Genomic DNA, 25129 nt, shown 5'->3' with positions numbered 1-25129 from the left:
ACAGGCGAAAAGCGCCTTTGGAAAGGGCAAAGGTACGGACCAAGCAGGTTGCGCCCAGCAGCTTGAGCCGGCGGCGCTACCCATTCACTGCGGTCAAATACGTATTTATGCCCGCAATTTCCGGGTATCTACGCCCGGCAGCCTGCGTAAAACAGGCCCATGCCCACGCCTTTACTCACTAGCATTGCCCAACGCCGCCGCGCCGTGGCCTTTGCTGTCGCTCTCACGAGTGGGACCCCGCTCGCCCCCCAGCGCTACGAGCGCGACCTGCTGGCCCTGTTCGAAGCCGGCGTTCTGGACCTGGACGAGGTGAGCGAACTGCTGGACCAAAGCATCTACCAGATTTTCTACCACAGCCGCGCCACCCAGCCCCCCAGCGAACAAGAGCTGCGCGCCTTGCTGGAACAGTCGGAACGCCGCAATGCCCGCCACCGGATTACGGGCCTGCTGCTGTACAGCGCCGGCCGCTACGTGCAGGTGCTCGAAGGCGCCCAGCACGAGGTAGAGGCCCTCTACACCCGTATTCGCTGCGACCCGCGCCATCAGCAGGTGGTAACCGTGAGCGAAGGCCCCAGCCCCAAGCGCCTGTTTGCCGACTGGAACATGGGCTTTGGAAGCGTGGCTGCGCCGGAAGTAGACCGGGTGCTCGACGCCGTATTGGCCCCGCACCCGCCCACTGGCTTGCGCGTGGAGAATGCCCACTTGCAGGTCCTGCTAGAGGCCTTCGCCCCGGGCGCAGCAACTACTGTTTGCTCCTAGCCGCTACACAGTCGCTTTGCTCAGGCTCAGACCATTTCGGCGGTGAACGGACGGGCACTTCCTGCAAATACCGAGCGCCCGAGCGCGGTTCGCGTATAAGGGATTTTGCTTACGCCCATGCATCCTGCTGCCCCCCTGCTCGAGCTCGAAGCCGCCCTGGCGGCCGATACGCCCCCGGCCGAATCCCTGCAACGCGCCCTCGACCTGGTGGGCCCCCACCTGCGCGCCGACCGCTGCTTTCTCTACGTGCGCAACCCAGCCCAGGGCCGCGGCCGCATTGCCTTTGTCTGGCGCCTCGACGAGGCCGTGCCCGACCCGCGTCACGACTGGCAAGCCGACACCGGCGACCTGCCCCAGGAAGACCCGCTGTTCCGGGCCGCGCTAGCCGCCGCGCCCACAGTGTTTGTCGACGATGTGACCGAAGCCGGGCCGGACGTGCTCAACCAGGAATTTGAGCGCCGCACCTTTGGCCACCGGGCCCTGGTGCACGCCCACATCACCCATCGCGGGCAGCTGTGGGGCATTCTGCAGCCCTGCGTGTTTGGCCACCCCCACCACTGGACCGCCGCCGAACGCGAATACGTGGAAGCAGCCGTGCCGCTGTTTCTGCCCGTGGTGCAGGCCTATATGCGGGCGCAAAGCCAGGAATCAGCCGTTCAGAAGTAGTCGGGTTGTGAGGTACGCGTTGCCAGTCATTGGCCACCTGTTTCTACAATAACTGAGTACAGAGCGCCTGCTCCCCGAGACCTCAACAGGTCCAATGAAGGCGTGAACGTCGGCTTCGATTCAAGGACCGGGCGCACCGGCCGATGCCAAAAATGCCTTGGTACCCAGTGGCCAGCGCGTTGCGCCTGCCTACGCCGTACCAGGGGTTTCAACACATTAACAAATAGCACAAAAGCGGCCTTTCGCTGGTGCGGCGCGGGCCTGCCTGCACCGTCCGGGACGGGGTTCGCCATACTGTTTCGTACGTTTGTGCCTCTATCACCTTATATTTTTCTGCTGTTATGCCTCCTGCTTCGTTACAATTATTTTTTGAAAATCCCGTCGGCCAGGTCCTCGCCCAGTCCCTGCCTGTGGGTGGCTTTGTGATAATAAAGCACAATGCCGGCCCGCGCCGATTTGCCGATGTGCAAACCCTATTGGGCCAAGCTAAATTACTGCTGGCCAAACGCGAATGGCACAAGATGCTGGGCGACCATCGACTAATGGTGCCCTTCACCACCGAAGAAGAAACCTGGATTACCGAACTCTGGCTCAACACTTCCCAGCCGCGCCGCCACCCTTTGTTTGGGGCTGTGCTGCTGCCAGCCGAAGACTTTGCCCAGCTGCCATCCGAAGTAGCCGCGGCTACCGCCCAGGCGGCAGCCATGACCTACCGGCTCTTTGGTGACCACGACCTGGCACGGGCGTGGCTTGAGGAGATGGCATAAAGCAGGCACCAGCTAATACCTGATTTTAAGCACACTACGGCTGACCTTGAGTTAATACAGGGGGGCGAAACGTAATCTGCCATCTTGAATTTGACTGACTATTGCCGCTGCTGTGGCAATATGCCTTGTTATGCCTGTTCGGATAGCTTTTGAGAGCAGGCACAATGGTGTGTCAAAAGAACTGGCCGGATCTGGGCGTAAGAGCCCCTACCTGCTACGGCTGCACTGCTGCAGGCAGGCGATGTGCCGGCGTATGCTCCTCGTCGCGCCCGCAACCGCAAGGTGCTGAGCACGATGATTCCCGGGTGCTGCGAGGTGCTCATGAGTGCATTGATTTTTAAAATCATCTATGTATATGTATGTGCAGTCTTAAAATTTTCACACCCAAAGCGCCGGAGCCGCGTATAGGCAGCAGATGTTACCTTCTTCCCTCGATACCGAGGCTCAGTACCGCGTTAGGAATTGGGCCGCCGACCTGGCTGCCGCTGCTGCCCCACATGCCCGGCACTACGAACACCAGTTGCTGGCCCGCTACCAGCGGCAGGAGGTGAGCTGCGAGCAGGTGTTGAAGCTGCTGGATGCCAGCCCCTACCACGTCTTATACCGCAGCCACGCCACCCGGCTTCTCACCGAAGCCCAGTTGCAGGAGATGCTGGCCGCGGCCCGCTCCTACAACATCCGGCATCACCTCACCGGGCTGCTGCTGCACAGCAACGGCTGCTTCGTGCAAGTGCTGGAAGGTCCCAAAGCCGAGGTGCAGGCCCTTTATGCCCGCATTCAGCGAGATGGCCGGCACACGCACGTCGTCACCGTTAGCGAAGGCCATGGGCCTAAGCGTCGCTTCGGCAACTGGGAGATGGCCCTGGGGCGTGTGGCCGGCTCGGCTGTGGTGCGCGCCTTCGAAACCGTGCTGCTGCAGGAAGAGGCCTCGGATGCACCTGCCAGCGACCGGCTCCTGTCGGCGCTGCTTCAGGCCTTCAACGTGCACATGCCGCCGCCCACTAGCTTTGCGCCGCTGCGCCGGTAGCGGCCGGGCTACTTGAGCCCGTAATGAGGTACCGCCGAAAGAAAAAGCCCTGACCAGCGTGGTTAGGGCTTTTTCTTTGATGTCTCTGGGGTTTCCTCAGCTTTGCCAGCAGCTGGTGTTCGCATTCGCCTTGGCAATAAGCAATGCAGCGACCGTAATGACAAGTGCGGCAATCAATTGATAACGTACTGGCTCACTCACGCAGCATTACCACCAAAATAACGTCCTTTTGCCTTCTGCCGTTCCCGGTGTCCGTTTGGCTCGGCGGAACGTATTAAGCACAAAATCTCCCGCCCATGCTTCAGCCGCGTCAGCCCGCCATCCCTCCTACTTCTGCCTTTGATGCCAACGAGCGGCTGCGTTGGGTGGAGCGCATCGCCCGCCTCATGGATAGCCAGTTTCGGCTGCCGGGCACCCGGTTCCGCTTCGGCCTCGACCCGCTGCTGGGCCTGGTGCCAGTGGTGGGCGACCTGTCGTCGCTGGCTGTGTCGGTGGCTCTGCTCATGACCATGCTCCGCCACGGGGCCAGTGGGGCGGTGGTGGTGCGCATGGCCTTCAATATCCTGCTCGACACCGTGATTGGGGCCATCCCCCTGCTGGGCAACATCTTCGACTTCGCTTACAAAAGCAACGAGCGCAACGTAGCCCTGCTGCGCCGCCACTACGCCGAGGGCCGGCACACCGGCAGCGGCAAGGGCCTGGTGGTGCTCCTGCTGCTGGTTTTTTTGGTGGTATTTGGGCTGGTGGCCTGGGGGAGCTTTGCGGTGCTGCGGTGGGTGTGGCACTACCTTGATGCCCACCCCATTCTGAGCAGCTGGTAGGCAATGGCAACGAAACTGGCCGAACGCAGTTTGCGAAAGCTGGCGGGCCGGCGCCACCCAAATCCGGGCATTAGCCCGGCACCGCCAAATGCGAAACAGCAGGCATTGACCACGTACGGCGGCAGCGCAACCAAGGGTAGGATGCGGCCGGCCGTTAAGGCCAGGGAGACCGTTGAAACGCAGTTCACCGGGTTGATAACGGTGCCACACAAGGCCCATTCTCACTGCCCAGGCCAGCCCTTCCAAAGACCAGTTGCGGATTTCGCTCTACCTTTCGTTTCTGAAAATTCTGACCTTAAGCCTGTTCCCTACAAAGTATATGCACAAGTATTTATTGGCTCTTACTGTGGTGGCATTCTCCCTGCCGGAGGTGGCCACGGCCCAGCAGCTACCGGCCCTCACGGCGCAAGACTACGCCCGCGCCGAACGCTTCATGGGCTACAACACCCAGGCCCTGGTAGACCGCAGCATGGGCCGCCCCAACTGGCTGGCCAACGACCGGTTCTGGTACCGGGTGATGACGGCCCAGGGCAGCGAGTTCATGCTGGTGGACCCGGCCCGCAAAACCCGCACCCCTGCCTTTGACCACGCCAAGCTGGCGGCCGGGCTCTCAGCGGCCAGCGGCCAGCCCTACGAGGCGGCCCGGCTGCCGTTTCGCAGCTTCACGTTTTCGCCCGATGAGGAGGTCATCTCCTTCACCACTGGCGGCAAAAGCTGGAACTACGACGTAATGAGCGGCCAGGTGACCCCGAACACTACGCCCGCAGCCAAGGCCAGCCCCAACGCCGAGAACGAGATAGAATCGCCCAACGGCCAGCTGGCGGCCTACATCCAAGACCACAACCTGTGGGTGCGCGACACCAAAACCGACCAGAAAACCCAGCTCACCACCGACGGGGCCAAGGACTATGGCTACGCCACCGACAACGCCGGCTGGACGCACAGCGACAAACCCGTGCTGCGCTGGTCGCCCGATTCGCGCAAGATTGCCACCTTCCGGCAGGACCAGCGCAACGTGAGTGACATGTACCTCGTGACCACCAACATTGGCAAACCAACCCTGAAGGCGTGGAAGTACCCCCTGCCCGGCGACAAAGACATTGCCACCATTGAGCGGGTGATTGTGGAAGTGAATCCCGCCAAAGTGGTGCGTTTGCAGATACCCGCCGACGCGCACCGCGGCAGTCTATCGGACGATATTTCCAGCAGCGGTACCTTCGACGACGTGGACTGGAGCCCCGATGGCAGCCAACTGGCTTTCGTCTCGACTTCGCGCGACCACAAGCAGGAGAAAATCCGGGTAGCGGATGCCGCCACCGGCGCCGTGCGCGAGGTATTTGAGGAGAACGTAGCCACGCAGTACGAGTCGGGCCAGGGCGCCATCAACTGGCGCTACCTGCCCAAAAGCAAGGAAATCATCTGGTATTCGGAGCGCGACAACTGGGGCCAGCTGTACCTCTACGACGCCACCAGCGGCAAAGTCAAGCAGCAGATTACCAAAGGTGATTTTGTGGTGACGCAGCTGCTGAAGGTGGACGAGGCCAAGCGCCAGCTCTACTTCCTGGCCAATGGCCGCGAGCCGGGCAACCCCTACTTCACCCACCTCTACCGCGTGGGGCTGGATGGCAAAAAGCTCACGCTCCTCACCCCCGAAGCCGGCAACCACCAGGTCACGCTTTCGCCCTCGGGCAAGTACTTTATCGACGCTTACTCGCAGCCCGACAAGCCGGGCGCGTCGGTGCTGCGCGCGGCCGACGGCAAGCTGTTGCTGCCCCTGGAAAAGACCGATATTTCCCGCCTCACCTCCACCGGCTGGAAGGCGCCCACGCCCATCACGGTGAAAAACCAGGACGGTCAGATTGACCTGTACGGCCTCATGTTCACGCCCACCACGCTGGACCCGGCCAAAAAATACCCCATTATCAACTACATCTACCCCGGCCCGCAGGGCGGCGGCGTGGGCAACTGGTCGTTTTCGGCGGCGCGGAGCGACCACCAGGCCCTGGCCGAGCTGGGCTTTGTGGTGGTGGTAATTGAAGGCAGCTGCAACCCCCTGCGCTCCAAGAGCTACCACGATGCCTGTTATGGCAACATGGCTGAAAACACGCTATCGGACCAGGTGACGGGCATGCGGCAGCTGGCGCAGAAGTACCCCTACATCGACCTGGAGCGGGCCGGCATCTGGGGCCACTCGGGCGGTGGCTACGCTACGGCGGCGGCCATGTTCCGCTACCCGGACTTCTTCAAAGTGGGCATCTCCGAATCGGGCAACCACGAAAACCGCAACTACGAAGACGACTGGGCCGAGCGCTACATCGGCCTGCTTAAAACCAACCCCGACGGCACCACCAACTACGACAACCAGGCCAACGCCACCTTTGCCAAAAGTCTTAAGGGCAAGCTCATGCTGGCCCACGGCCTGATGGACGACAATGTGCCTCCCTACAACACCTTTCTGGTGGTAGAAGCCCTCACTAAGGCCAATAAGAGTTACGACCTGGTGGTGTTTCCTAACGCAGCCCACGGCTATGGTAGCTACTCGCCCTACATGACGCGCCGCCGCTGGGACTACTTCGTGCAGCATCTGGCCGGTGCCCAGCCCCCACACGACTACGAGATGAAACCCAAAGCCGACCCGCGCAACTAGGCCCGGCGGGCACAGAAGGGGGGCAACCGGAACAGCCGTTACAACGGCCCCGGTTGCCCTTTTTTTTGTACCCGATGCAAATGCTGTCTACCGCTGTTGCGTGGCCAGAGGCCTTTCTGCTCCAGCAGCCAGAGTGAGCTATGTGCCAGGCAGGCTGCGGTTGAAGTGACTATGCAGCACCTGGTTGATTTTCTCCTCCGTGAGGGGTTTGTTCAAGAAGCCGGCAATGTTGAGCTTGCCCACCCGGTCCACGTCCTGCGGGTGCAGGGAGGTGGTGAGCATAACGATGATGATGGCCTCTTTCTCCGGCAGAGGCAGCAAGTCGTAGGCCGCTAAGAAGCCAAATCCATCCAGCACGGGCATTTTCACATCCAACAGAATCAGGGCCGGGCAGTTTGTGGTGGCACCCTTGCAATGCTCCTCCAGCAGGTCCAGCGCCTCCTGGCCATTGGTGGCTACCAGCAGCTTACTGGTCACTTCCAACCTATTCAGCAACAGTCGATTGAGGTAGTTAGTCGTTTGGTCGTCATCGACCAGCAAGACGCTGCTAAGTTTTTGCATGGAAAAGTACGGGCCGCTCAAAACCGGAGAAAAAGCGCCGGCTATCGGACAAAGTATACGGAGAACGTGGTGCCAACGCCGAGCCGGGAACGTACCTGGATGCGCCCGCCCGCATTCTCAATCATTTTCTTCACCATGTAAAGCCCAATGCCCGAGCCCTCTACGTGGTCGTGAAAGCGCTGAAACATGCCAAACAGTTTTTGCTCGTTGTGGGTCTCCAGTCCCAGGCCGTTGTCTTCCACCTCCAGCACCATGAACTCCGCTTCGCAGTGGGCGCGCACGCGCACATGCGGGGGGCGGCTGGGGGCGCGGTATTTGAGAGCGTTGCTGAGCAGGTTAAACACCACGCTGCGCAGGTTTTTTTCCGAAAACAACACGGTGGGCACGGCCGCCACGTCCACGTCGAGCCGCGCGCCGGCGGCTTTCACAAGCGGCTCCAGGTCGAGCTGCACGTCGTGGATAATGCCGGCCAGGCCCACGGGCTGCGTGGGCAGGCCGTGCTCCTTCTGCAGCTTCGACACGTCGGTGAGCTGCTCAATGGTGCGCTTGAAGCGGTTCACCGAGTCCTGCATCAGGTGCAGAATGGGCTGCACCGGCTCGGTTTGCACGGTGGCAGGCGGCAGCTCCACCAGCAGGGCGTGCAGCAGCCCTTCTATGTTGCTGATGGGGGCCTTGAGGTCGTGCGAGGCCGTGTAGATGAAGTTGTCCAGGTCCACGTTCACCCGCGTGAGCTGCTCGTTGTTGTCGCGCAGCTGGCGCTGGCCGTGGTCGATGCGCTCCAGGGCCAGCCGGTGTTCGTGGATGTCGGTGTAGGTGCCAATCCACTGAATGACCTCGCCCTGCTCGTTGCGCGAGGGCAGGGCACGGCCCAGCATCCAGCGGTACTCCCCGTGCGCGTTGCGAATGCGGCATTCCACCTCGTAGGGCTGGCCCGTGCGCAGGCTTTGCTGCCAGCGCGCCAGCGTGGGGCCCAGGTCGTGGGGGTGCAGGCGCTCGCGCCAGGAGCGCTCCACCGCGCGGCCCTGGCCCTGCTGCTGCCCAATATAGTTGTACCAGCGGCGGTTGCGGTAGGTGTGCTCGCCCAGCGCGTTGGTGGTCCAGGCAATCTGGGAGATGCCTTCCAGCATGCGACTGGCCTCGGCGGCGGCGCGCTCGCCCACCAGGCGGGCGGCTTCCTCGCGCTTCAACTCTTCGGTTTTGCGGTCTAGCAGGGTGTTCTGCTCGGCTACCTGGGCCCGAATGGCAGTTATTTCGCGCTGGGCCGATAAATCTGTGACAATGACTGCCAGCGTGGGCGTCTCGTTGAAAAGCAGCACGTTCATCGACACCGAGAAGGGCACCAGCGCCCCCGCTTTGGTTAGCAACGGCAGCTCGCCTTTGCTTTTGCCAGCCCAGCCCTGCAGCATCAGGCTGGCCCAATACTCCGTGCTCGCCGGGGGCACAAAACCATCAAAATCGCTGCCTATCAGCTCGCTCAGCGGGTGGCCCATCAGGCCGGCCAGGCAGGCATTGCAGTACAGCACCGTAGCGTCTTCGGCAAGGAGCAGGGCGCCCTCGTTCATTTCCTCAATCAGGGTGCGGTAGCCCTGGTCGGCGCCTTGCAGCGTGAAAATGCGCGGGCCCTCGGGGCTTTGCACGGCCAGGGCGTCCACGGCCCCGGTCCGGATGGCGTCGATGAGCTCCTGCGCCTCCTCCAACTGGTGGCGTAGCTCCTCGTTCTCACGGGCCAGCGCCGCCGGTGTGGGCCGTGCGGCGCTCATTCCCACACGGGCCCCGTGGTGGGCGGCGTAATGCCCAGGGCTTTCAGCACCGCTCGCGGTTCGAAAAGTCGCCCACTATGCGGCGCACCAGCCCCGGCCGCCGCTTGATGAGCGTGGGCACGCCTATCAAGTCCATCTCCTGGGCCAGTTCGGGCTGCTGGTACACGTCCACAATCTGCAGCTCGTAGCGGCCTTTCAGAAACTGCTCGCAGATTTCCTTAATGTTGCGCACGGCCCGTGTCGAGTTGGGCGTGGCCCCCGTGATGTACAGGTGCAGCAAGTATTCGGGGCCGGAATATTCCGGCACGTCGTCCGGTTCCAATTGGGGTTCCATTGGCCGGGGGTTAGCGGGTAAGGGGGCGCACGTCCAGGCCCACCAGCACCCGCTCCTCGTTCGAGAGGTCGCCGATGATTTTCCGGATGGGCTCGGGCACCTTGCGCACCAGCGTGGGAATGGCCAGAATCTGGTCGCCTTCGGCCAGTTGGGGGTTCACCAACAGGTCGATGACTTCAATCTTGTAGCGGCCTTTGAGATGCTGCTCGCAATACTTTTTCAGGTTGGCCAGGGCCGTTACAGATTTGGGGGTTTGGCCAGCTACGTACAGGCGCAGCTCCCAGGTTTCTTCGTCGTTTTCTTCAGCCATGGAAAGGGTGGGGCAAATGCCGGGAGCATTTGGGGTATACGCACTACTACTTATTTTCGGCGGAGCCCGGCGTTTGGTGCTGGGGCGGGTTGGCGGCAGCTATGCGCTGGTTGCCGCTGGTGAGGGTTTGCTGGCGATTTTGCTCGTCGGAATAGATTTGCCGCAGCTCTTCCTCCACCGACTCAAACTCGGTGCGCAGGTTGGCAATGTTGGCCTCCAGCACGCGGCGGCGGCGCTCCAGCTCCCGGTCGCGGCGGTCGGTTTCCTGCTGGGCTGCCAGGGTTTGGGCATGCTCCTGCATTTGCTGGGTGAGGCGGCTGGCCCCGGTCACAATGCCGGTGGGGCCCACCACCACGTCCAGCAGCTCAATGCCGTGCTCGGTCACGACAAACTCGCGCACCTGGTTGGAGTGGGCCATGCCGCGCGACTTCAGAATGCTCAGGCCGCGGTTGCGCTCGCCAATGCCTTCCAGGTCGCGCACGCTTACCCAGGTATCCACCAGCGAAGACACGCCTTCGTCGGTCATTTCCTGCTGCGGTCCACCGCCACTCACCAGCGCGGTGAAGAAGGCGGTGATGCCGTTCACCTTCAAAAAGTCGATGAGGCGGGTGAGCATGCTGCGCACCTCGGCCGCGTTGCCCACGGAAATCAGGTTGGTGATGGGGTCGATGACCACCGCGGCGGGCTTGAAGTCTTTCACCAGCCGGTGCAGCGTCACCAGGTGCTGCTCCAGGCCGTTGATGGTGGGCCGCGAGGCTTCGATGCGCAGCAGCCCCGCCGCCACGTGCTTTTGCAAATCGATGCCCACCGACCTCATGTTGCGCAGCAGCTGCTGCGGCGATTCTTCGAAAGCAAACAGCAGGCAGCGCTGCCCCTGCTGGCAAACAGCATCAGCGAAAGACGCGGCCAGGATGGTTTTGGCCGTGCCTGCCGTGCCGGTCACGAGCACGCTGCTGCCCTGGTAAAAGCCGCGCCGGCCAAACATCTCGTCGAGGGCCGGCACGCCGGAAGCCATGATGTTGTCGGAAACGGGGTGGTCGAGCTGCAGCGACGTCACGGGCAGCACCGAAATGCCGTCTTCGGTGATGAGGTAGGGGTATTCGTTGGTGCCGTGGGTGCTGCCGCGGTACTTCACAATGCGCAGGCGGCGGGTGGTAATCTGGTCGATAACCCGGTTATCAAGCAAAATCACACAGTCCGACACGTACTCCTCCAGGCCCTGGCGCGTGAGGGTACCGTCGCCGCGCTCGGCCGTAATGATGGTGGTCACGCCCTTGTCCTTCAGCCAGTGAAACAGGCGGCGGATTTCGGAGCGCAGCACGCCCTGGTTGGGAAAGCCCGAAAACAGGGCCTCGATGGTGTCAAGCACCACGCGCTTGGCCCCGATGGAGTCGATGGCGTGGCCCAGGCGAATAAACAGCCCCTCGAGGTCGTACTCCCCGGTTTCCTCAATCTCGGAACGGTCGACGTGTACGTGGTCCACGCGCAGCATCTTGCGGGCCTGCAGCTCCACCAGGTCGAAGCCCAGCGACGCCACGTTAGCGGCCAGCTCCGGCGCGGTTTCCTCAAAGGCCATGAGCACGCCCGGCTCGTTGTAGTCCTGAATGCCGCGCACCAGAAACTCAATGCCCATCAGGGTTTTGCCGCAGCCGGCGCTGCCGCAAATCAGCGTGGGACGCCCCAGCGGCAGGCCGCCTTCGGTGATTTCGTCCAGCCCTTCGATGCCCGTGGGGGACTTGGGCAGCTTGGGCAATGCGGAGGCAACAGACGAGCGGAACTCTTGCATGTAGGGGGCTTTGTATTAGGCCAAAGTTAATTGCGGAGGGTACACTTTTGTTTTGCGCCCGCAGCTCAGCCGGTGCGCCCACCTCAAACAACCCCTCAAATAACAAGATTTACAAGCTATTACAGCTGCAACGAATGCCCCTAAACTTAGGCCATTAGGCTGGCTCTTCCCCTATCCATCACCATGGCCATGAGGCCGAGCTTACCGGCTGCCGGACTCAAAATCGAGCCAGCCAGCGCGGTGCGTCTCCATTTCGGAGCGGCTGATGCCGTAGGCGAGGCAGGCTTCATCGTTACTCATCAACCCCTGGTCCACGGCGTTGAGCACAGCCCACACCTTCAGCTTGCGCTCAGCCTCGAGGCTGGCGACATCCGCTGGTTCGGGACGGCCGTCCGTGTCAAAAAAATCGGAATGAGAGTGGCTCATATGCCCTGCAAGATAGCAATTTGATTGTTATGTCCGTGTGATTCCTGATTGAATTTTTCCCTCTTTTTTGTGGGCGTAAAACCAACTGTAACAGGCGGAAAAGCGCCATTTGCTGGGTGCTGCTTGGGGGTGGGTGCGCTTGGGTTAAATCAGATAATGGGCATTGATTAAACTTGGCCGCCATGGCTTGCAGGGGTTCACTCAGCGTGTATTTCCTGCAGACCGTCGATTTAAAAAATGCCCGTGGCGCTTACTTATTCACCTTTACAGAGCTTTGAGCACCTAAACCAGCCAAAAGGCGTCGCCAATCTTGTTTTATTTCTTTTTTTTCTAAAAGAAATTCCGCAACTTGGCAACCCGAGCCATCATCTTTTGCATATCCGTGCCTTTTACAGCTGCATTCCGCCCCAAAAAATCGAGATACTCGATTTACGGCGCCCCTTCTGTTGTCGAGACAAAAGGCGCCCAGCCCAAGAGCCCCGTTCCCAGGGCCGAAGCCTCCGAGGCGCTCGCCACTGGCTGCCTGGCCGGGGCCGGCACGCCGCACGACCTGGCCCCCGGTCCCAGCATTGTGCTGGACCGCGAAACCGGTGGGCAGTTCATCCTAGGCCAGAATTACCCCAACCCTTACCACGGCGAAACCACTGTTCCGTTCACGCTCAGCAACGGTGGCGATGTGCGCCTCGACCTCCTCGATGCGGCTAACCGAAAAGTAACCAGCATCTTGCGAAAGGGAATGGGCGCCGGCGACCACACCATCCACTTAAATCTGAGTGGCCTGGGCCTGCAGACCGGCAACTACACGTACCAACTGCAAGTAACCAACAGCCGCGGGGTATACCGCCAGGCCAAGCCGATGACGGCTGGCTAAGCAAATGAAAGAAAGTGCTGGAGAAGAAGTGAGTGTGAGGCCGACCGCTGCAACGGTTGGCCTCTTTTTTGGGCCGAAAGCGGGGGCCGTGGCGGCGGCGTGGGCCCAGCGGCAGGCGCTGGACTTTCAGTTTAGGCAGCGCCGACCGTACTTTGCTGTTCGGTACCCGCGCGGGCGGCCGGTTTCCTGTTGCTTTACTTCCCACCATCGCGGCCCTGCCGCACAACTTGTTTTTATGGCTGACCAAACCCTTACCGGCCTGCGGGCGGGTGTTCTGCACGGCGACGAAGTGCAGGCTCTTTTCAAACACGCCAAAGCCAACGCCTACGCGCTGCCCGCCGTGAACGTGACCGGCACCAACACCGTGAACGGCGTGCTGGAAACCGCCAAGGCGGTGAATTCGCCCGTTATGATTCAGTTTTCGAACGGCGGCGCCCAGTTTTTCGCCGGCAAGTCGGTGCCCAACGACAAGCAGCAGGCCAGCATTGCGGGCGGTATTTCGGGTGCCAAGCACGTGCACGAGATGGCTGCCCTTTACGATGTGCCCGTGGTGCTGCACACCGACCACGCCGCTAAAAAGCTACTGCCCTGGATTGATGGCCTGCTCGACGCCGGCGAGAAATATTACCAGACGCACGGCCAGCCGCTCTACAGCTCGCACATGCTGGACCTGTCGGAGGAGCCGATTGAGGAAAACATCGAAGTCTGCAAGCGCTACCTGGAGCGCATGGCCAAAATTGGCATGACGCTGGAGATTGAGTTGGGCGTAACCGGCGGCGAAGAAGACGGCGTGGACAACACCGACGTGGACTCCAGCAAGCTCTACACCCAGCCCGAGGAAGTGGCCTACGCTTACGAGCAGCTGAGCGCCATCAGCCCGCGCTTTACCATTGCGGCCGCTTTCGGCAACGTGCACGGCGTGTACAAACCCGGCAACGTGAAGCTGCAGCCCAAGATTCTGCACAACTCGCAGGAACACCTGCGCCAGAAGCACAACATCGCGGAGCTGCTGCCCATCGACTTCGTGTTCCACGGCGGCTCGGGCTCGAGCCAGGAGGAAATCCGCGAGGCCATCAGCTACGGCGCCATCAAGATGAACATCGACACCGACCTGCAGTGGGCTTTCTGGGAAGGCATCAAGGACTACTACGTGAAAAACGAAGGCTTCCTACAGGGCCAGATTGGCAACCCCAGCGGCGCCGACTCGCCCAATAAGAAGCACTACGACCCGCGCGTGTGGCTGCGCAAGGGCGAAGAAACCTTCGTGACGCGCCTCAAGCAAGCCTTCGATGACCTGAACTGCATGAACCGCCGCTACTAGCCAGCGAAAATCAAGGTTGTAAACTCGTTGAACGACACCCAAACAATGCCCCTGTGCTGCGTTTGGGTGTCGTTGGCGTTTCGGGGCACTGACGAAAATCGCCAGCGTATCACCCGAAACGCTGTGTTTGCGCCAGCCCAATGGCGCCGGCGGCCCACCGTGGCGGCTCAGGCGCCAACCCTACTTTCCAATTGAGCCAATTTTAGGCTGAACCTGAATAATAAAGCGCTTATTCAAGCCTTCCTGGGCGCCCACGTAGCGGCCCACGCCGCGGAAGCCGCTACCCGCCGCCACCACTTCCAGGTTGTTGGGGAAGCGCAGGCCCGCCTGTTCCCAGAGCCGGATTACGGCCAGCGCCCGGCTGTAGCTGAGCTGGCGCACGGCGGGGCCGTCGAGGTTGCGCGGGTCGGAGGCGGGGTAGCGCAGGTCTTTGGCGGCGCGGCCTTCCACCACAATGAGGTACTGCACGTTGTCGTTGGTTTCCAGGGCTTTCATCTGGCTGAGCAGGAACCGTCCGGCTTTCACCAGCGGCGTTTGGGCATTGGCGGGCAGCACCGCGCTTTGCGGGGCAAACGTGACCGGGAAATTCAGTTCGTAGCGCTTATAGCGCTGGTTGTAGATGAAATAGTCGCTTTCCAGCCGCTTCAGGGCTGCTTTTATCTCATCGAGCTTGCGCTTTTCCTGCAGCTGCACATTGAGTTGCTTGTTGGCAATCTGCAGGCTCACTTCCTTGTCTTTGAAGCGCTTGAAGCTGAGTACAAACAGCACGAGCATGGTCAGAAACAAGGCCGTCATAAGGTCCACGTAGCTGGGCCAGAAGAAGTCCTTGCTCTCTTTCATATTTAGGTATTTCTTGTAATTAAACTAGTTGACCGTCATGCTGAGCTTGCCGAAGCATCTCTACCGCTTAAGTAATCATTTACTATTGCGGTAGAGATGCTTCGGCAAGCTCAGCATGACGGTCTTTAGTGCCCTTAAGCACATTGAACTGCTACTTCTTGCCCAGCACGGTGCGCTGGAACCAGTTGGGCCGAGTGATTTCTTCCAGCACTTTGTTGGTGCGGTCTACCTGCTGCAGGAGCTGCTGCTGAATCTGGGCATCGGCCAGGAGGCGGGCTTCCATGCGCTGCATGGCCTGGGCGGCCAGCGCGGCCTGGCGTTCCTGCAGCACGTTCAGTTGCTGCTGCTGGGCGGGCAGTTGGGCAAAGGGGTTGAGGTACTCCGTGATTTTCTGGTATACGTTGTTGTGGTTCAGCTCGCGGAAGTGGCGCTGCCACTGCTCGTGGGCTTCGGTGGCTTCCTGCTGCAGCTCCCGCAGGCGGCCGTCCAGTTCCTGGTCCATGCGGTGCACGCCTTCGCTCACGCCCTGGCGCACCTGGGCCCCCAAATCGGCCAGAAGCTTGCCGTGCTGGCTGAAAAAAGCTACCTGCTGGCGCAGGGCATCGTCGTGCTGCTGCAGGTACTGCGGCACACTGGCCAGGCCCTGCTCCAGCGCCGTAAGGCGGTTGAGCAGGGAGCCGATGCTCTGGGCCGCTTCGTTGCTGTGCGTCACGGTGGTGTTCAGGGCCTGCTGGTAGCCCAGGAATTTCTCAAAGGTCTGGGCGCTTTCGTCTACCCTATCAAACACCTTGATGGTGGCGTTGGCCAGCTCCGAATACCCAATTTTTTCCAACTGTTCCAGGAAACGCTTCTGCACGCTCACGTTCTCCGTGATGCTGGCAATGAGCGGCGTAAACTCGTGGATTTTGCTGAAAAAGTCGTTTTGAATCTGGCTAAAGAAATCGGTATTAAACGTATCAAGTACCGACTTAAGGTTGGCCATGCCGGCCTGCATGTCGGAGTTCAGCTTGGGCAGCAGGGCCTTTTGCAGGTAGGTGTAGTAGGCATTCTTGTGGCGGTCGCGCGCGGCGCGGGCCTGCTTTAGCAGCTGGTTGCCGGCCAGCGTAAACGCCAGCCCGAACAAGCTGCCAATCATGGCAATGAGTACCCCGCCCAGAAAGTGCTGCACGTCGCTGTTGCTAAACGACGTGTCCAGGGCCGGGTCGGCGGCAGCTTCCGCGAAGGGATTGCCCACTAGCGCCACCAAGCCCAGAATAGCCCCCGTGAACGTGCCCAGCAAGCCCAAGTATAGCGGCGTGGCAATCTGAGCCTGTATTTCCTCGTCGAGCGCTTCGGCGTGGCGTTCCGAAATATCTTTCAGAATGCCAAAATCGGCGGCAGCGCCGCGGTTGTTTTGCAGGTACTCGTTGGTATCGGCAATAATTTGCCCGAACTCCGGCGAGGCGTCGCGGGTGATGAGGGCATCGTACTGCACCGCGAAATTTTTCTCCGGGTTGGCGGCGGTGTAGGTGATGGGCTGCACCGCCACCGCGCCCGCTGGCGGGTACATGGCCTGCACCCGGGCCGTGAGCTGGCGGTTGTGCCAGAACACATACGCCTGCCAGGCCACCAGCGCCAGAACTAATACGATTTCAATTAGAAGCATAAATCAGGAAACAGAACCATACAGACACCTATCAGGGTCTCCTCATTGAACGAATTAGAACGTCATGCCGAGCCTAGCCGAGGCATCTCGCTCGCCTCGTCCGCGTCTGTCAACGAAGCGAGCGAGATGCCTCGGCTACGCTCGGCATGACGGTCATTTATGGTCCCTCGACCTCCTAACGCAGCGCAATTTCGGCTTTTTGCACCACGTGCCAGGTGCCTTCGCGCTTTTCCAGCTTGCCCGCCACTAAGTTGGTGATGGTAGTGAACTGCTCACTGAGTGGAACTTCAAAAACAAAAAATTCTCTTAACTCCTGTATTCCATTGCCAATAATGCGCGATTGGTCGGCCTGCGGGCTGAACGAATACTGCGCCGTGCTCGCCTCGGCGTGCGCCAGGGTGATGAGCAGCGGCATTTGGGGTAGCGGATTGGGGCTGAGCTTACGATGCTCGATGCTGGGCACATCAGGAGCCGGGGCGTAGAAATGCAGCGAGCCGTTGGAGGGGGCCGGTGCGGTCCCTGCCGCCGCTTCCAGCGCCATTAGTGATTCCACACGGGCATCCCGGTCTATGGGTGCTTCGGCGGCGCTGGCGTCAATCATTTCTTGAATGGCGGGTGGTGTGGAAGTGGGCGCGGCCCACTCTACGGTTTGGCCGGTTTCCAGGGGCTGGTCGCCGCCAACGGGCGTTACGGATGGCGAGTTTGGGTTCATGATGGCGGGACGAGGAGGTACTGCAGGCCAGCCGCCGGACGAGTTAGCCGACGCGGAGCTGCGGGAATTAAAGTTCGGCTTGTTCTTCTTGCCCGCCCCCGCCGACTTACCGGCAGGTTTCGGAACCGTGCCCTGCACTTCGCGCAACGACTTAAATGACACCCCCTTGCCCGTATTTTCGGCAGACGGCGCCTCTGGCGGAGCCGGCAACGGCGCCGCAGGAGCGGCAAGTTGCGCAGGAGCTTTGCGCACGTTTTCTGCCGGCCTTTTTTGAATAGGCGCGGTCTTGATTTCGGGCGTATCAGGCGCTATGATACCCGTAGCTGTTGGCTGCTGCGTCCGCCGCGCCCACAGCCAGGCACCCAGCGCGCCAATGCCCACACCACCCAGCACGGCCAACACGGTGGTCCAGGTTGAGGCGGGCTCGGTAGCCACTTTCTGGGCCGTTACTGTCGTCGAATCGGTAACGGCAGCAGGCGCTTCGGAGCCGACGGCAGGCTGCGCCCACGCACCTGCCCCACCGCCCAACTGAAGCAGCAGTACAAGTAGCAGCAATGGCCGGCTCCCCTTACGCGGGAAGCCGGCCAGCAATGATGAGGTGCCCATATCAGGCGGACTAGTTAAGCGGCTGCGCGTCATGAAGCACCTTAGATAGCTCATAGAGAGCGTTTTTGAACGGCAGGAAGAACAGCGTTTCGGGAATGGTATCGCCGTCGCGCAGCACATCGGCATACTGCTGCCGGTAGAGGTTGAACGAGTCGCCGAGGTGGCGGTCCAGCGTCCCCATCACCAGGCCGGGGTCGTTTTTTACACCCAGGTCGGCCTGCAGGCGCTTCACTTCGGGGTCTTCGAGCAATAGCTGCAGGCAGGCACGGGCGTTGGCCAACACGGCTTGCTTGATTTCGTCGGTCACGGCGCTGGCCTCCAGATGGTGCTCGCCTTTATCGGCCTGCAGGTTATCGGCACCCGGCAGCACGCCCACCGGGCGCACCAGCGGCGGGTCTTGCGGCATCTGGCCTATAGCCAAAACACCACCGTTAGCAGTAATTTGCTTGGGGTCGTCGGCCAGTTTGATTAGGAAATCAGTTGGCACCGTTTGCCCCGTAGCCTTCTCCATGATGAGGCGGGCTAATTTTTCTACCGGCTGCAAGTTGGTACCCGCTGCCAGCAATCTGATGTACAGGCTTCCTCTACCTGTGAAGCACAAGTAACGCGGCAGTTTTTGGTTGTTGGATACCGTCACTTGAGCGACATGGTAAATCAGCGCGCCGAAATGCAAATAGAATAGAACGCGCAAGTGTTCGGCCCGAAGCAGCCTCTCGCTGAAGCCCAGCAACTGGTCGTAACTAAACAGAAAACTTGCCACGTCCTCGGAACCAAATTCATCAGTACCCTCAGCTTGTAGCACATATTCTCGGGCTCGACGGGCTGCAGGAGATAGCACCGCGCTTTGCACACCAGTTACACCAAACCTTACCAGACCATTATCCTTGGCACCACGCACCTCAGCTCCACCATCACTCCACAAATCATTTCCTGCAAAGCGAAAGGATGTACTTAACACGGGCTTGCGGTCTGCATATATTAATACATCAGTAGTACCACCGCCAATATCAATAAAAGCCGCATTTTCTCCTGGCCCTAATGTCACAATATTTCGCCGAGTGAGATAATAATATGGAGCAGTACCTTCAGCCATACAGGGCATGGAGTTGGTGGTATGGAAGATGCTGTGGAACAGCATGTCCCACTCACGCTGGTACAGGTTGCGCTGGTAGGTGGAGAAGCTTAACGGGGCAAACCACGTGATTTGGGTAGCGCCCATGTTGCCGCCGTTCATGGCCACCTTGGCACGGCACAGCAGCAGGATTTCCTGGAAAAAAGCCCGCACGCGGTTGGTGCTGGCCTGGTTCAGGCTGTTGTCCCACTTCAGGTTGGTGTGGTAGTTGGGCCGGCGCTGCTCTTCGGTAATGATGCCGAAGGCCACGTTGATGTTGCCCAGCACACTCAGCTCCTGGGTGGCGTAGTTTGGTGCCTCATAAGTAGCCGTGCGGGCCGGGAAAGCATACGGCGAGCTGTCGGCCCCAATGATGGGCGGCACAAACTCGCGCTCCTGGTACTGCTGCCAGCGCTTGATTTGCACGAAGTTGGCGGGGTCGTCGTCGATGCCGCGGTACAGGCGCTCGTAGGCGCTGCGGTCGGGCTCGTTGGTGGCTTTCTTCAGCAGGGCCACGGGCGTGTCGGTCAGGCCAAAGCTGAACGGCTTGGGTTCCTGGCCGGGGCTGTCCTGCATGGCCACGTGGGTGTTGGTGGTGCCAAAGTCAATGGCGAACCGGAATTCCTTGGTGCCCTGCCGCACCTCGGGCCAGCGCGGAATAACCAGGGCCGCCCCGGCCGCCGGGGCGGGGTTCAGCACTTCGAGGTAGTCGAAATGGGTGCCGCGCACCTCAAAATACGTACTGCCTTCGTCCTGGCCGGTTTTGTGCGTGCGCTCGTAGCGGGTGGCGCTCTGGCCGGTGCCGGTTTCGCCCAGCGGGCGGCCATCCACCCAGAACTTCAGGTCAACCTTCTTGGTCACCATGCTCGGGTCGATGTTGTTGGCATCCACCAGCATGATTTTGTAGAAATCGTTGTACTGCGGCGCATCGGCCACCTTCACGAAGGGGAAAATGGACAGGGCCACATTGGTCACCAGCAGTCGGCCCATATTGTCGCCCTGCGGGTTGGGGTAGTAGGCCCGCTCAAAGTCCACGAAGTCGCCGCCGCTCACGGGCACGCGCAGCTTCACGCGCACGCAGGCCGGGTCCAACTCAATGCTCAGGTGCTCGGCCAAATCCTGGGCCGAGAAGTAGTCGAAATAAGCCGGCTTGAGGGGCAGCAGCGGCCAGGTGCTGGGTTTGAAACCAGCCGTGATTTTTAGATTCCCGCAGTGGAAACGTGTTTCATCCACCTCGTAAGGCACGGTGAGCAGGGTCTCTTCCAGCAGGTCGTTCACCGTGAGGTACGGGTAGGGCAGCTCCGGGCCGGGCAGCGTGCGCTCCTTCAGCGGGCGCGGGTCGGAGGCGGGAACAATGGCGCCACTGTCGGCAAATAGCGTCTCGTTGAAGTAGCGCTTGCCTGCTGCCTTCAAGCCGGGGCGCAGCACGATGGGCAGCGGGCCGGTCACCCCCGGCCGGCTAGGCTGGATAAACAGGTCGGAGTTGCGCACGGTGCCCTCGTCGGGGCGCACGCGCAGCAGCACGCCGGCCACGTCAATCTGGTTGTTGGAGCTATCGGTGAGCACGGGGAATTCGCCGAGGTTGGCGCTGCCTTCCATGGCCCACTTCTGCAAAATGCCACGGTCGAGGGTGTCGCGCACCAGCGGCGCCAGGGCCATCAGGGTCGGGTCGCCCACAAACTGCTGGTACACGAAGTCACGGAACGCAGCCTCCCGGCTGGCCAGCCCCACGTACTGGTTATCGAAATAATAGCCACCGCCCTGGGGCCGCTGCACCGGCAGCGGCTGCACATTGGGCGCTGGAAAAAACAGCGTGAGCGGCGAAGTGCCCCCAATGAGCTGCGGCACACCATTGGCACCGGGGAAGTAAATCAGGTGCATCTCGGTCAGCTTCGCAAAGCGGCCGTCGAGGTACAGGCTCAGCACGTCGGCCAGGGGCCGGGTGCCGGGGTTGGCGCGCAGCTTGGCCAGCTCCTCGTCTTTGCGCCAGGCCCGGATTTGCAGGCGCTGGCTGGCCAGCTTGCGCTGGTGGTAGTTGAACACCATTTCCCATACGTCCCAGAAATGGCTCACCAGCTGGTGGTACACCGAATCCTGGTGCGTGCCGCCCTGCCCCACAAAGCGCAGGGCCGTTTCTACCAGGTGCATCCGGGCAAAGGGCGACGGGATGGACACCGCCACCTTGGCCGCGCGGCCGCCTTGTGGGTCCATCAGCCGCTCCACTTCGTGGGGGCCAATCTTACCAGTAGGGCCCCAACCCTCGTGGGTGCTGGAACCGGTATCGTGCAAACGCAGGATTTTAGCCATGTGTATGTTTTACTTCGTTCTTCCGTCAACCTCACGAGACCCCTTTGGGGCATGACCCCTCTCCAAAAAAGAGGGGGCACCGGAAATGCTGTTAACGTGAGATTTTGCTATTGTTGATTTTGTTGTGCGAGGAGTTTTCTCGTCTGGCTTCCCTCTCTTTTGGAGAGGGGCCGGGGGTAAGGTTCCGGCGGCTACGAGTACTGCAGCTTTTTGTCCAGAATCTCGCTCGTAGCCTCTTCAAATGCCTTCACTACCCAGCGCAGGGCCTCGTTTTCGGTGGGGTTGCTCAGCGTGGCCTTGCCCACGGCCTTGGTCAGTTCGTCGCGGAAGTAACCGGGCGTGATGCCTTTGCTGAAAATGCCGGTTTCCACCGTTTTGTCGGCCACCATTTTGTTGAAGTCCATCTCCTCGGCGCGGATGGCGGTGTAGCGGCGCTGGTTCACGCCCAGCTCGCGAATCCACTCGTTGTAATCCCCAAAAAAGTCGGCCAGCTCGCGCAGGGCGCGGTTGTTACGCAATTGGGCAGCCAGGTTGCCGGCCTCGTAGTAGGGGGCCTTGGCATCGTCGGGCGTGTGCTTGAGGAAGTAGCGGGCAAAGTAGTGCAGCTGAATCAGGGGGCGGGCCACCTCCTGGCGCAACTCGGGGGGCAGCTGGCCGAAGTCAATTTCCGGGCTGTCGGATTTCAGGCCAAACTCGTGGTAGAGCGGCTGGCCGGCGTCGAGCTGGTTGTCTGGCACTTCCATGAAGTGCGGCACCGCCAGGGCGCCCAGCAGCTCCAGTAGGTGCGCCTGGTTGCGCTGCTCGGCCGGCCGGGGTGGTTGGCCAGCGGTTGGCCCGGCTGGTCTCCTAGATAGTACATGGACTCCAGGCCCTGCAAGTTGTCGGCGTAGTACGAAAGGGCCGTTTTGGTCTTCGTAATGAAGGTGTTCGAGTCGATAAAGTCCTGGCCGGCGGCTTTTTCATCCACCGAAGGCTCCTGCAGCTTGAAGTAGGGCAGCATCACCAGCGCGCCGGCTTTCATGCGGCGGCGCACTTCGGGGTGGGCCAGCTGCGAGTTGCCGTCGCGCAGGTTCTTCACCAGCAGCGGGAAACCAGCCGCCCCGGTACCCCCAAATATCGAGCTGATGAAAAAGGCGCGGTCGCCGTCCTGCAGGCTTTGGGCCAGGTAGCGCATTTCCTTGGACTGCACCACGGCATTGAGCACCACCGAACCAACGTTGGGCGAGCCCCGGAAGCCCACGTCCAGGTTGGCTGCCAGGCTGTCCTGTGTAAACAGCAAATCGACCAGACCCTGGGATTCAACGGACAGGTCGTTGTATTTCAAATAGTCCCGAAACGGCTGGCTGATGCCCCCGAAGTCGTACACGAACGAGTCGCGCAGCTCCTCCGAGCCCCCGGTGTTGAGGTGGGCCAGCGTGTTCATGGGCTGGCTGAAGAAACCCTCTTTTTCTTTCTGGCCGTCGCTGTACAGGGCCTCGTGAATGCGGGCGTAGCGCTTGAGCAGCGCCACCGTGCGGGTCACGTCGCCGTTCTGGGTATCGGGGTCGATGAGCACGGGCACCACCTGGTCGCAGTTGGGAATGCGCACGCCCGAAGCGAGCAGCATGGTGAGCGAGCGCAGCACGCGGGCCCCGGTGCCGCCTACGGCGAAGATGAATAGTTTAGGCATTGTTTGTTCTAAATCGTGAGAACCTCACCCCCGGCCCCTCTCCAGAAGAGAGGGGAGCCACGGCGGCGGGGTCGTTTTTGTTGATAGCTTTAAAATCACCGCCCAAAAATCATCGGGCTCCCCTCTCTTTTGGAGAGGGGCCGGGGGTGAGGTTCTGCCTTAGAATGGGCCCACAAACGGGGTAGTGCGGGCGTACGTGCTCCAGCGCTTGAGCAGCACCGAGAACAACAGGAACCACAGCGCGGCCACCAGCAGGTTCACCACCATAAAATACCCGAGGTAGCTGCTGCCTTCGGCGCCGTGGCTTTTGCTGAGCGTGTTGGCCAGCAGCGTGCCCAGGCCCGCGGCCAGCGCCAGCGTGAGCACCCAGTGCGTGGTGCGAAACATGCCCGTGCGCAACGCCGAATTGAACAGGTAATAAAAGGCAGCTACCAGCAGCAGGGCCACGCCCAGCGTGCTCCACCCCACGAGCGAAAACAAATCGGTTTTATACAAGCCGAAATCGGCCGGGCGCTGGCTTTGAAAGATGGAAATCAGGGCCGAGTACAGGCTGGTGAAGAAGGTTTGCATAGAAAAACAAGCAGGTTATTTGTCGTTTTTGAGAGGAAGCTGAACCGTGAATACGGCCGGCAGCGGACTGGGATACGATTGGCGCACGCCGGTCAGAATCTGGTCGAGGCCAAACGTGCGCGGGGCCGGCGTATTGTCGTTGGCAGTGGACCAGGCCGCTACCCAGTCCGGCGTTTCCGGGGCGGGCAGGGCCAGGCTGAGGGTGGCGGTGGGGGCCGCCAGCTTGCTCACCCGCAGGCGCATTACGTGGGTATAGGGTGCCAGCACCGGCTGGCCGCTTTGCTCGTCGTCGGTGAGCAGGCGCACCGAGTTCGGCAGCAGGGCAGCCTGGCCGTTGGGAAGGCGCACCTGCATATGTTGGGCCAAAAACGCCGGTTTCTGCCACGCCGCCGGCAATTCCCCTAAATTTACACCCACCGAAAAGTCCACCGGGTCGTCGGATGGGTTCAGGGTCAAGCCGTTGTTTTCGGCGTACACAGTGCCCCCGCTTGGCTTTAACTTGGCGTCGGTGAGCTTGGTAAGCAGGGGCGCGAAGGCCGGCGTGCTCGTTTTCAGTCCAAAGAACGCCTGCTGGGCGGGCGCATTCTTAAACACCTCGGCTGTGTAGCGTGCCACCAGCGCGGGCGGCCCTATCACCCACACGTAATACGGCACCTTCTCGCCGTTGAGGGTGCGCTTGGCCACGGGCGTTTTCACGGCCGGGTGGTAGGTGCCGTAGAAACGGGAAGTCTCTCCAAATACCGCCACCGCCAGCTGCTTCTGGCTCACGGGCGCAATAGAGGTGCGTATCAGGTTGGGCAGCTGCGAGAAGTCGGATTTGCGCGCCGGACCATAGATGAAATCAGAAATAACCACGCTCACCTGCTGCGTGGCCTGCGGCATGTTGAGGATGCCTTCCAGCATCTGCGGCAGCTCCGTGCCCAGGGCGGCCTGGTTCACTTCGCCCTGCACCACGTCGCGCAGCTGCTGAAAGGGCACCGCGCGGGGCGCCGCGTTTTCGCAGAGGTAATACTTGCGGTCGGCAATGGCCCCGCTCACCTGGGTTTCGGTGATGAGCGCCCCGATGCGCTGCTGGAACTCGGTGGCCGGCTGGCTGGCGCCGCCGCGGGGCACAAAGCCCTTCATGCCCCCCGAATACTCTAGAAAAACATTAACGCGGAGCGGCGCGGCTTCAGTTGCAGCCAGCGTGGTAGTGGCGGGCTTCCCGCTTTTGCCAGGGCTACCCGACTTGGTATCGGCAGAATCAGAGCCGCAGCTGCTCAGAAGCAGCGCTCCGAAGAGCCCGCCGACACAACCCAAACAATGAGAAAACTGCCGCACACGCGGCCCCACAGAAACAAATAATGGCATAAGCAGAAAAGACGAGGTTTTGGGCCGAAGTATAGGCATTACGCAGCCAATGGCCGCCCGGCCGAAATCCGTCGGGCTTATAACGTGGCAAAGGCAGCTGTTGGTACATGCCCTTGTGCAAACCTACATGTTCCGCCTAGAGCTGGGCAGGTGGCACCCCGCATTTATGCATCTGGCAACACCCGCCGACTACCCACGCATTGCTGCCCGGTAGCAGCCCCCGTCACCAACCACGCCCTGTTAACCATTTTCTAGGCCGTGAA

General features: G+C 61.0%; 22 protein-coding genes. 8 read left to right on the top strand and 14 right to left on the bottom strand.

Annotated elements, in window-relative coordinates:
* Positions 1-159 precede the first annotated feature (159 nt).
* The 6 genes from BEN48_RS00960 (at position 160) to BEN48_RS00935 (ending at position 6687) form a co-directional block, all read left to right on the top strand.
* Positions 160-759: a BLUF domain-containing protein gene (locus BEN48_RS00960; protein WP_070732035.1), complete on the top strand. Its 600-nt coding sequence runs from the start codon at positions 160-162 to the stop codon at positions 757-759.
* A gap of 117 nt (positions 760-876) precedes the next feature.
* Entirely contained in the window at positions 877-1425 is a 549-nt protein-coding gene (locus BEN48_RS00955; protein WP_070732033.1) for a GAF domain-containing protein, read from the top strand.
* A 341-nt stretch (positions 1426-1766) separates the two neighbouring features.
* Positions 1767-2192 (top strand): hypothetical protein, encoded by a 426-nt coding sequence (locus BEN48_RS00950; RefSeq protein ID WP_125932411.1) that lies wholly within the window; start codon positions 1767-1769, stop codon positions 2190-2192.
* A gap of 415 nt (positions 2193-2607) precedes the next feature.
* Positions 2608-3219, top strand: a complete 612-nt coding sequence (locus BEN48_RS00945; RefSeq protein WP_083320632.1) for a BLUF domain-containing protein — start codon at positions 2608-2610, stop codon at positions 3217-3219.
* Between the two features lie 296 nt (positions 3220-3515).
* Positions 3516-4040 (top strand): DUF4112 domain-containing protein, encoded by a 525-nt coding sequence (locus tag BEN48_RS00940; protein WP_070732026.1) that lies wholly within the window; start codon positions 3516-3518, stop codon positions 4038-4040.
* Between the two features lie 346 nt (positions 4041-4386).
* A complete protein-coding gene (locus tag BEN48_RS00935; RefSeq protein WP_241502127.1) occupies positions 4387-6687 on the top strand; it encodes a S9 family peptidase in 2301 nt (766 codons plus the stop codon).
* Between the two features lie 138 nt (positions 6688-6825).
* On the opposite strand, the gene BEN48_RS00930 is transcribed toward BEN48_RS00935, so the two are convergent.
* The 6 genes from BEN48_RS00930 to BEN48_RS00905 form a co-directional block, all read right to left on the bottom strand.
* Complete coding sequence (locus BEN48_RS00930) at positions 6826-7248, bottom strand: response regulator (RefSeq protein ID WP_070732142.1); 423 nt, start codon at positions 7246-7248, stop codon at positions 6826-6828.
* 41 nt (positions 7249-7289) lie between these two features.
* Positions 7290-9008 (bottom strand): ATP-binding protein, encoded by a 1719-nt coding sequence (locus BEN48_RS00925; protein ID WP_070732024.1) that lies wholly within the window; start codon positions 9006-9008, stop codon positions 7290-7292.
* A gap of 43 nt (positions 9009-9051) precedes the next feature.
* Complete coding sequence (locus BEN48_RS00920; protein ID WP_070732023.1) at positions 9052-9342, bottom strand: circadian clock KaiB family protein; 291 nt, start codon at positions 9340-9342, stop codon at positions 9052-9054.
* Between the two features lie 10 nt (positions 9343-9352).
* A complete protein-coding gene (kaiB, locus tag BEN48_RS00915) occupies positions 9353-9652 on the bottom strand; it encodes a circadian clock protein KaiB (RefSeq protein ID WP_070732021.1) in 300 nt (99 codons plus the stop codon).
* A 46-nt stretch (positions 9653-9698) separates the two neighbouring features.
* Complete coding sequence (kaiC, locus tag BEN48_RS00910) at positions 9699-11438, bottom strand: circadian clock protein KaiC (protein WP_070732019.1); 1740 nt, start codon at positions 11436-11438, stop codon at positions 9699-9701.
* A gap of 201 nt (positions 11439-11639) precedes the next feature.
* Positions 11640-11864 (bottom strand): DUF1153 domain-containing protein, encoded by a 225-nt coding sequence (locus BEN48_RS00905; RefSeq protein WP_070732017.1) that lies wholly within the window; start codon positions 11862-11864, stop codon positions 11640-11642.
* 382 nt (positions 11865-12246) lie between these two features.
* Here BEN48_RS00905 and BEN48_RS00900 point away from each other — a divergent pair, with 382 nt between their 5' ends.
* Positions 12247-12735 carry a hypothetical protein gene (locus tag BEN48_RS00900; protein ID WP_125932410.1) on the top strand — a complete coding sequence of 163 codons (489 nt, stop codon included), beginning with the start codon at positions 12247-12249 and terminating at the stop codon, positions 12733-12735.
* 235 nt (positions 12736-12970) lie between these two features.
* Positions 12971-14056, top strand: coding sequence for a class II fructose-bisphosphate aldolase (gene fbaA / locus BEN48_RS00895; RefSeq protein ID WP_070732013.1), 1086 nt, complete (start codon positions 12971-12973; stop codon positions 14054-14056).
* A gap of 180 nt (positions 14057-14236) precedes the next feature.
* On the opposite strand, the gene BEN48_RS00890 is transcribed toward fbaA, so the two are convergent.
* The 8 genes from BEN48_RS00890 to BEN48_RS00855 all read right to left on the bottom strand — a co-directional run bounded on the left by BEN48_RS00890 (position 14237) and on the right by BEN48_RS00855 (position 24866).
* Complete coding sequence (locus BEN48_RS00890; RefSeq protein ID WP_070732011.1) at positions 14237-14896, bottom strand: OmpA family protein; 660 nt, start codon at positions 14894-14896, stop codon at positions 14237-14239.
* Positions 14897-15047: 151 nt separating this feature from the next.
* Entirely contained in the window at positions 15048-16541 is a 1494-nt protein-coding gene (locus BEN48_RS00885; protein WP_070732010.1) for a hypothetical protein, read from the bottom strand.
* A 175-nt stretch (positions 16542-16716) separates the two neighbouring features.
* On the bottom strand, positions 16717-17859 hold the full coding sequence (locus BEN48_RS00880; RefSeq protein ID WP_070732008.1) for a hypothetical protein: 1143 nt from the start codon (positions 17857-17859) through the stop codon (positions 16717-16719).
* Between the two features lie 10 nt (positions 17860-17869).
* Positions 17870-21277: an acetate and sugar kinases/Hsc70/actin family protein gene (locus BEN48_RS00875; protein WP_070732006.1), complete on the bottom strand. Its 3408-nt coding sequence runs from the start codon at positions 21275-21277 to the stop codon at positions 17870-17872.
* 191 nt (positions 21278-21468) lie between these two features.
* Complete coding sequence (locus BEN48_RS00870; RefSeq protein WP_070732004.1) at positions 21469-22020, bottom strand: hypothetical protein; 552 nt, start codon at positions 22018-22020, stop codon at positions 21469-21471.
* Entirely contained in the window at positions 21960-22946 is a 987-nt protein-coding gene (locus BEN48_RS00865) for a hypothetical protein (RefSeq protein ID WP_070732002.1), read from the bottom strand. The genes BEN48_RS00870 and BEN48_RS00865 overlap by 61 nt, the downstream gene beginning before the upstream one ends.
* 159 nt (positions 22947-23105) lie before the next feature.
* Positions 23106-23516: a hypothetical protein gene (locus BEN48_RS00860; protein ID WP_070732001.1), complete on the bottom strand. Its 411-nt coding sequence runs from the start codon at positions 23514-23516 to the stop codon at positions 23106-23108.
* Positions 23517-23531: 15 nt separating this feature from the next.
* Positions 23532-24866 (bottom strand): hypothetical protein, encoded by a 1335-nt coding sequence (locus tag BEN48_RS00855; protein ID WP_125932408.1) that lies wholly within the window; start codon positions 24864-24866, stop codon positions 23532-23534.
* Between the last annotated feature and the right edge of the window lie 263 nt (positions 24867-25129).

Source organism: Hymenobacter glacialis (assembly GCF_001816165.1).
Taxonomy (GTDB): Bacteria; Bacteroidota; Bacteroidia; order Cytophagales; family Hymenobacteraceae; genus Hymenobacter; species Hymenobacter glacialis.
Note: the sequence above shows the minus strand (reverse complement) of the source record. Positions and strands in the feature narration are given on the sequence as shown.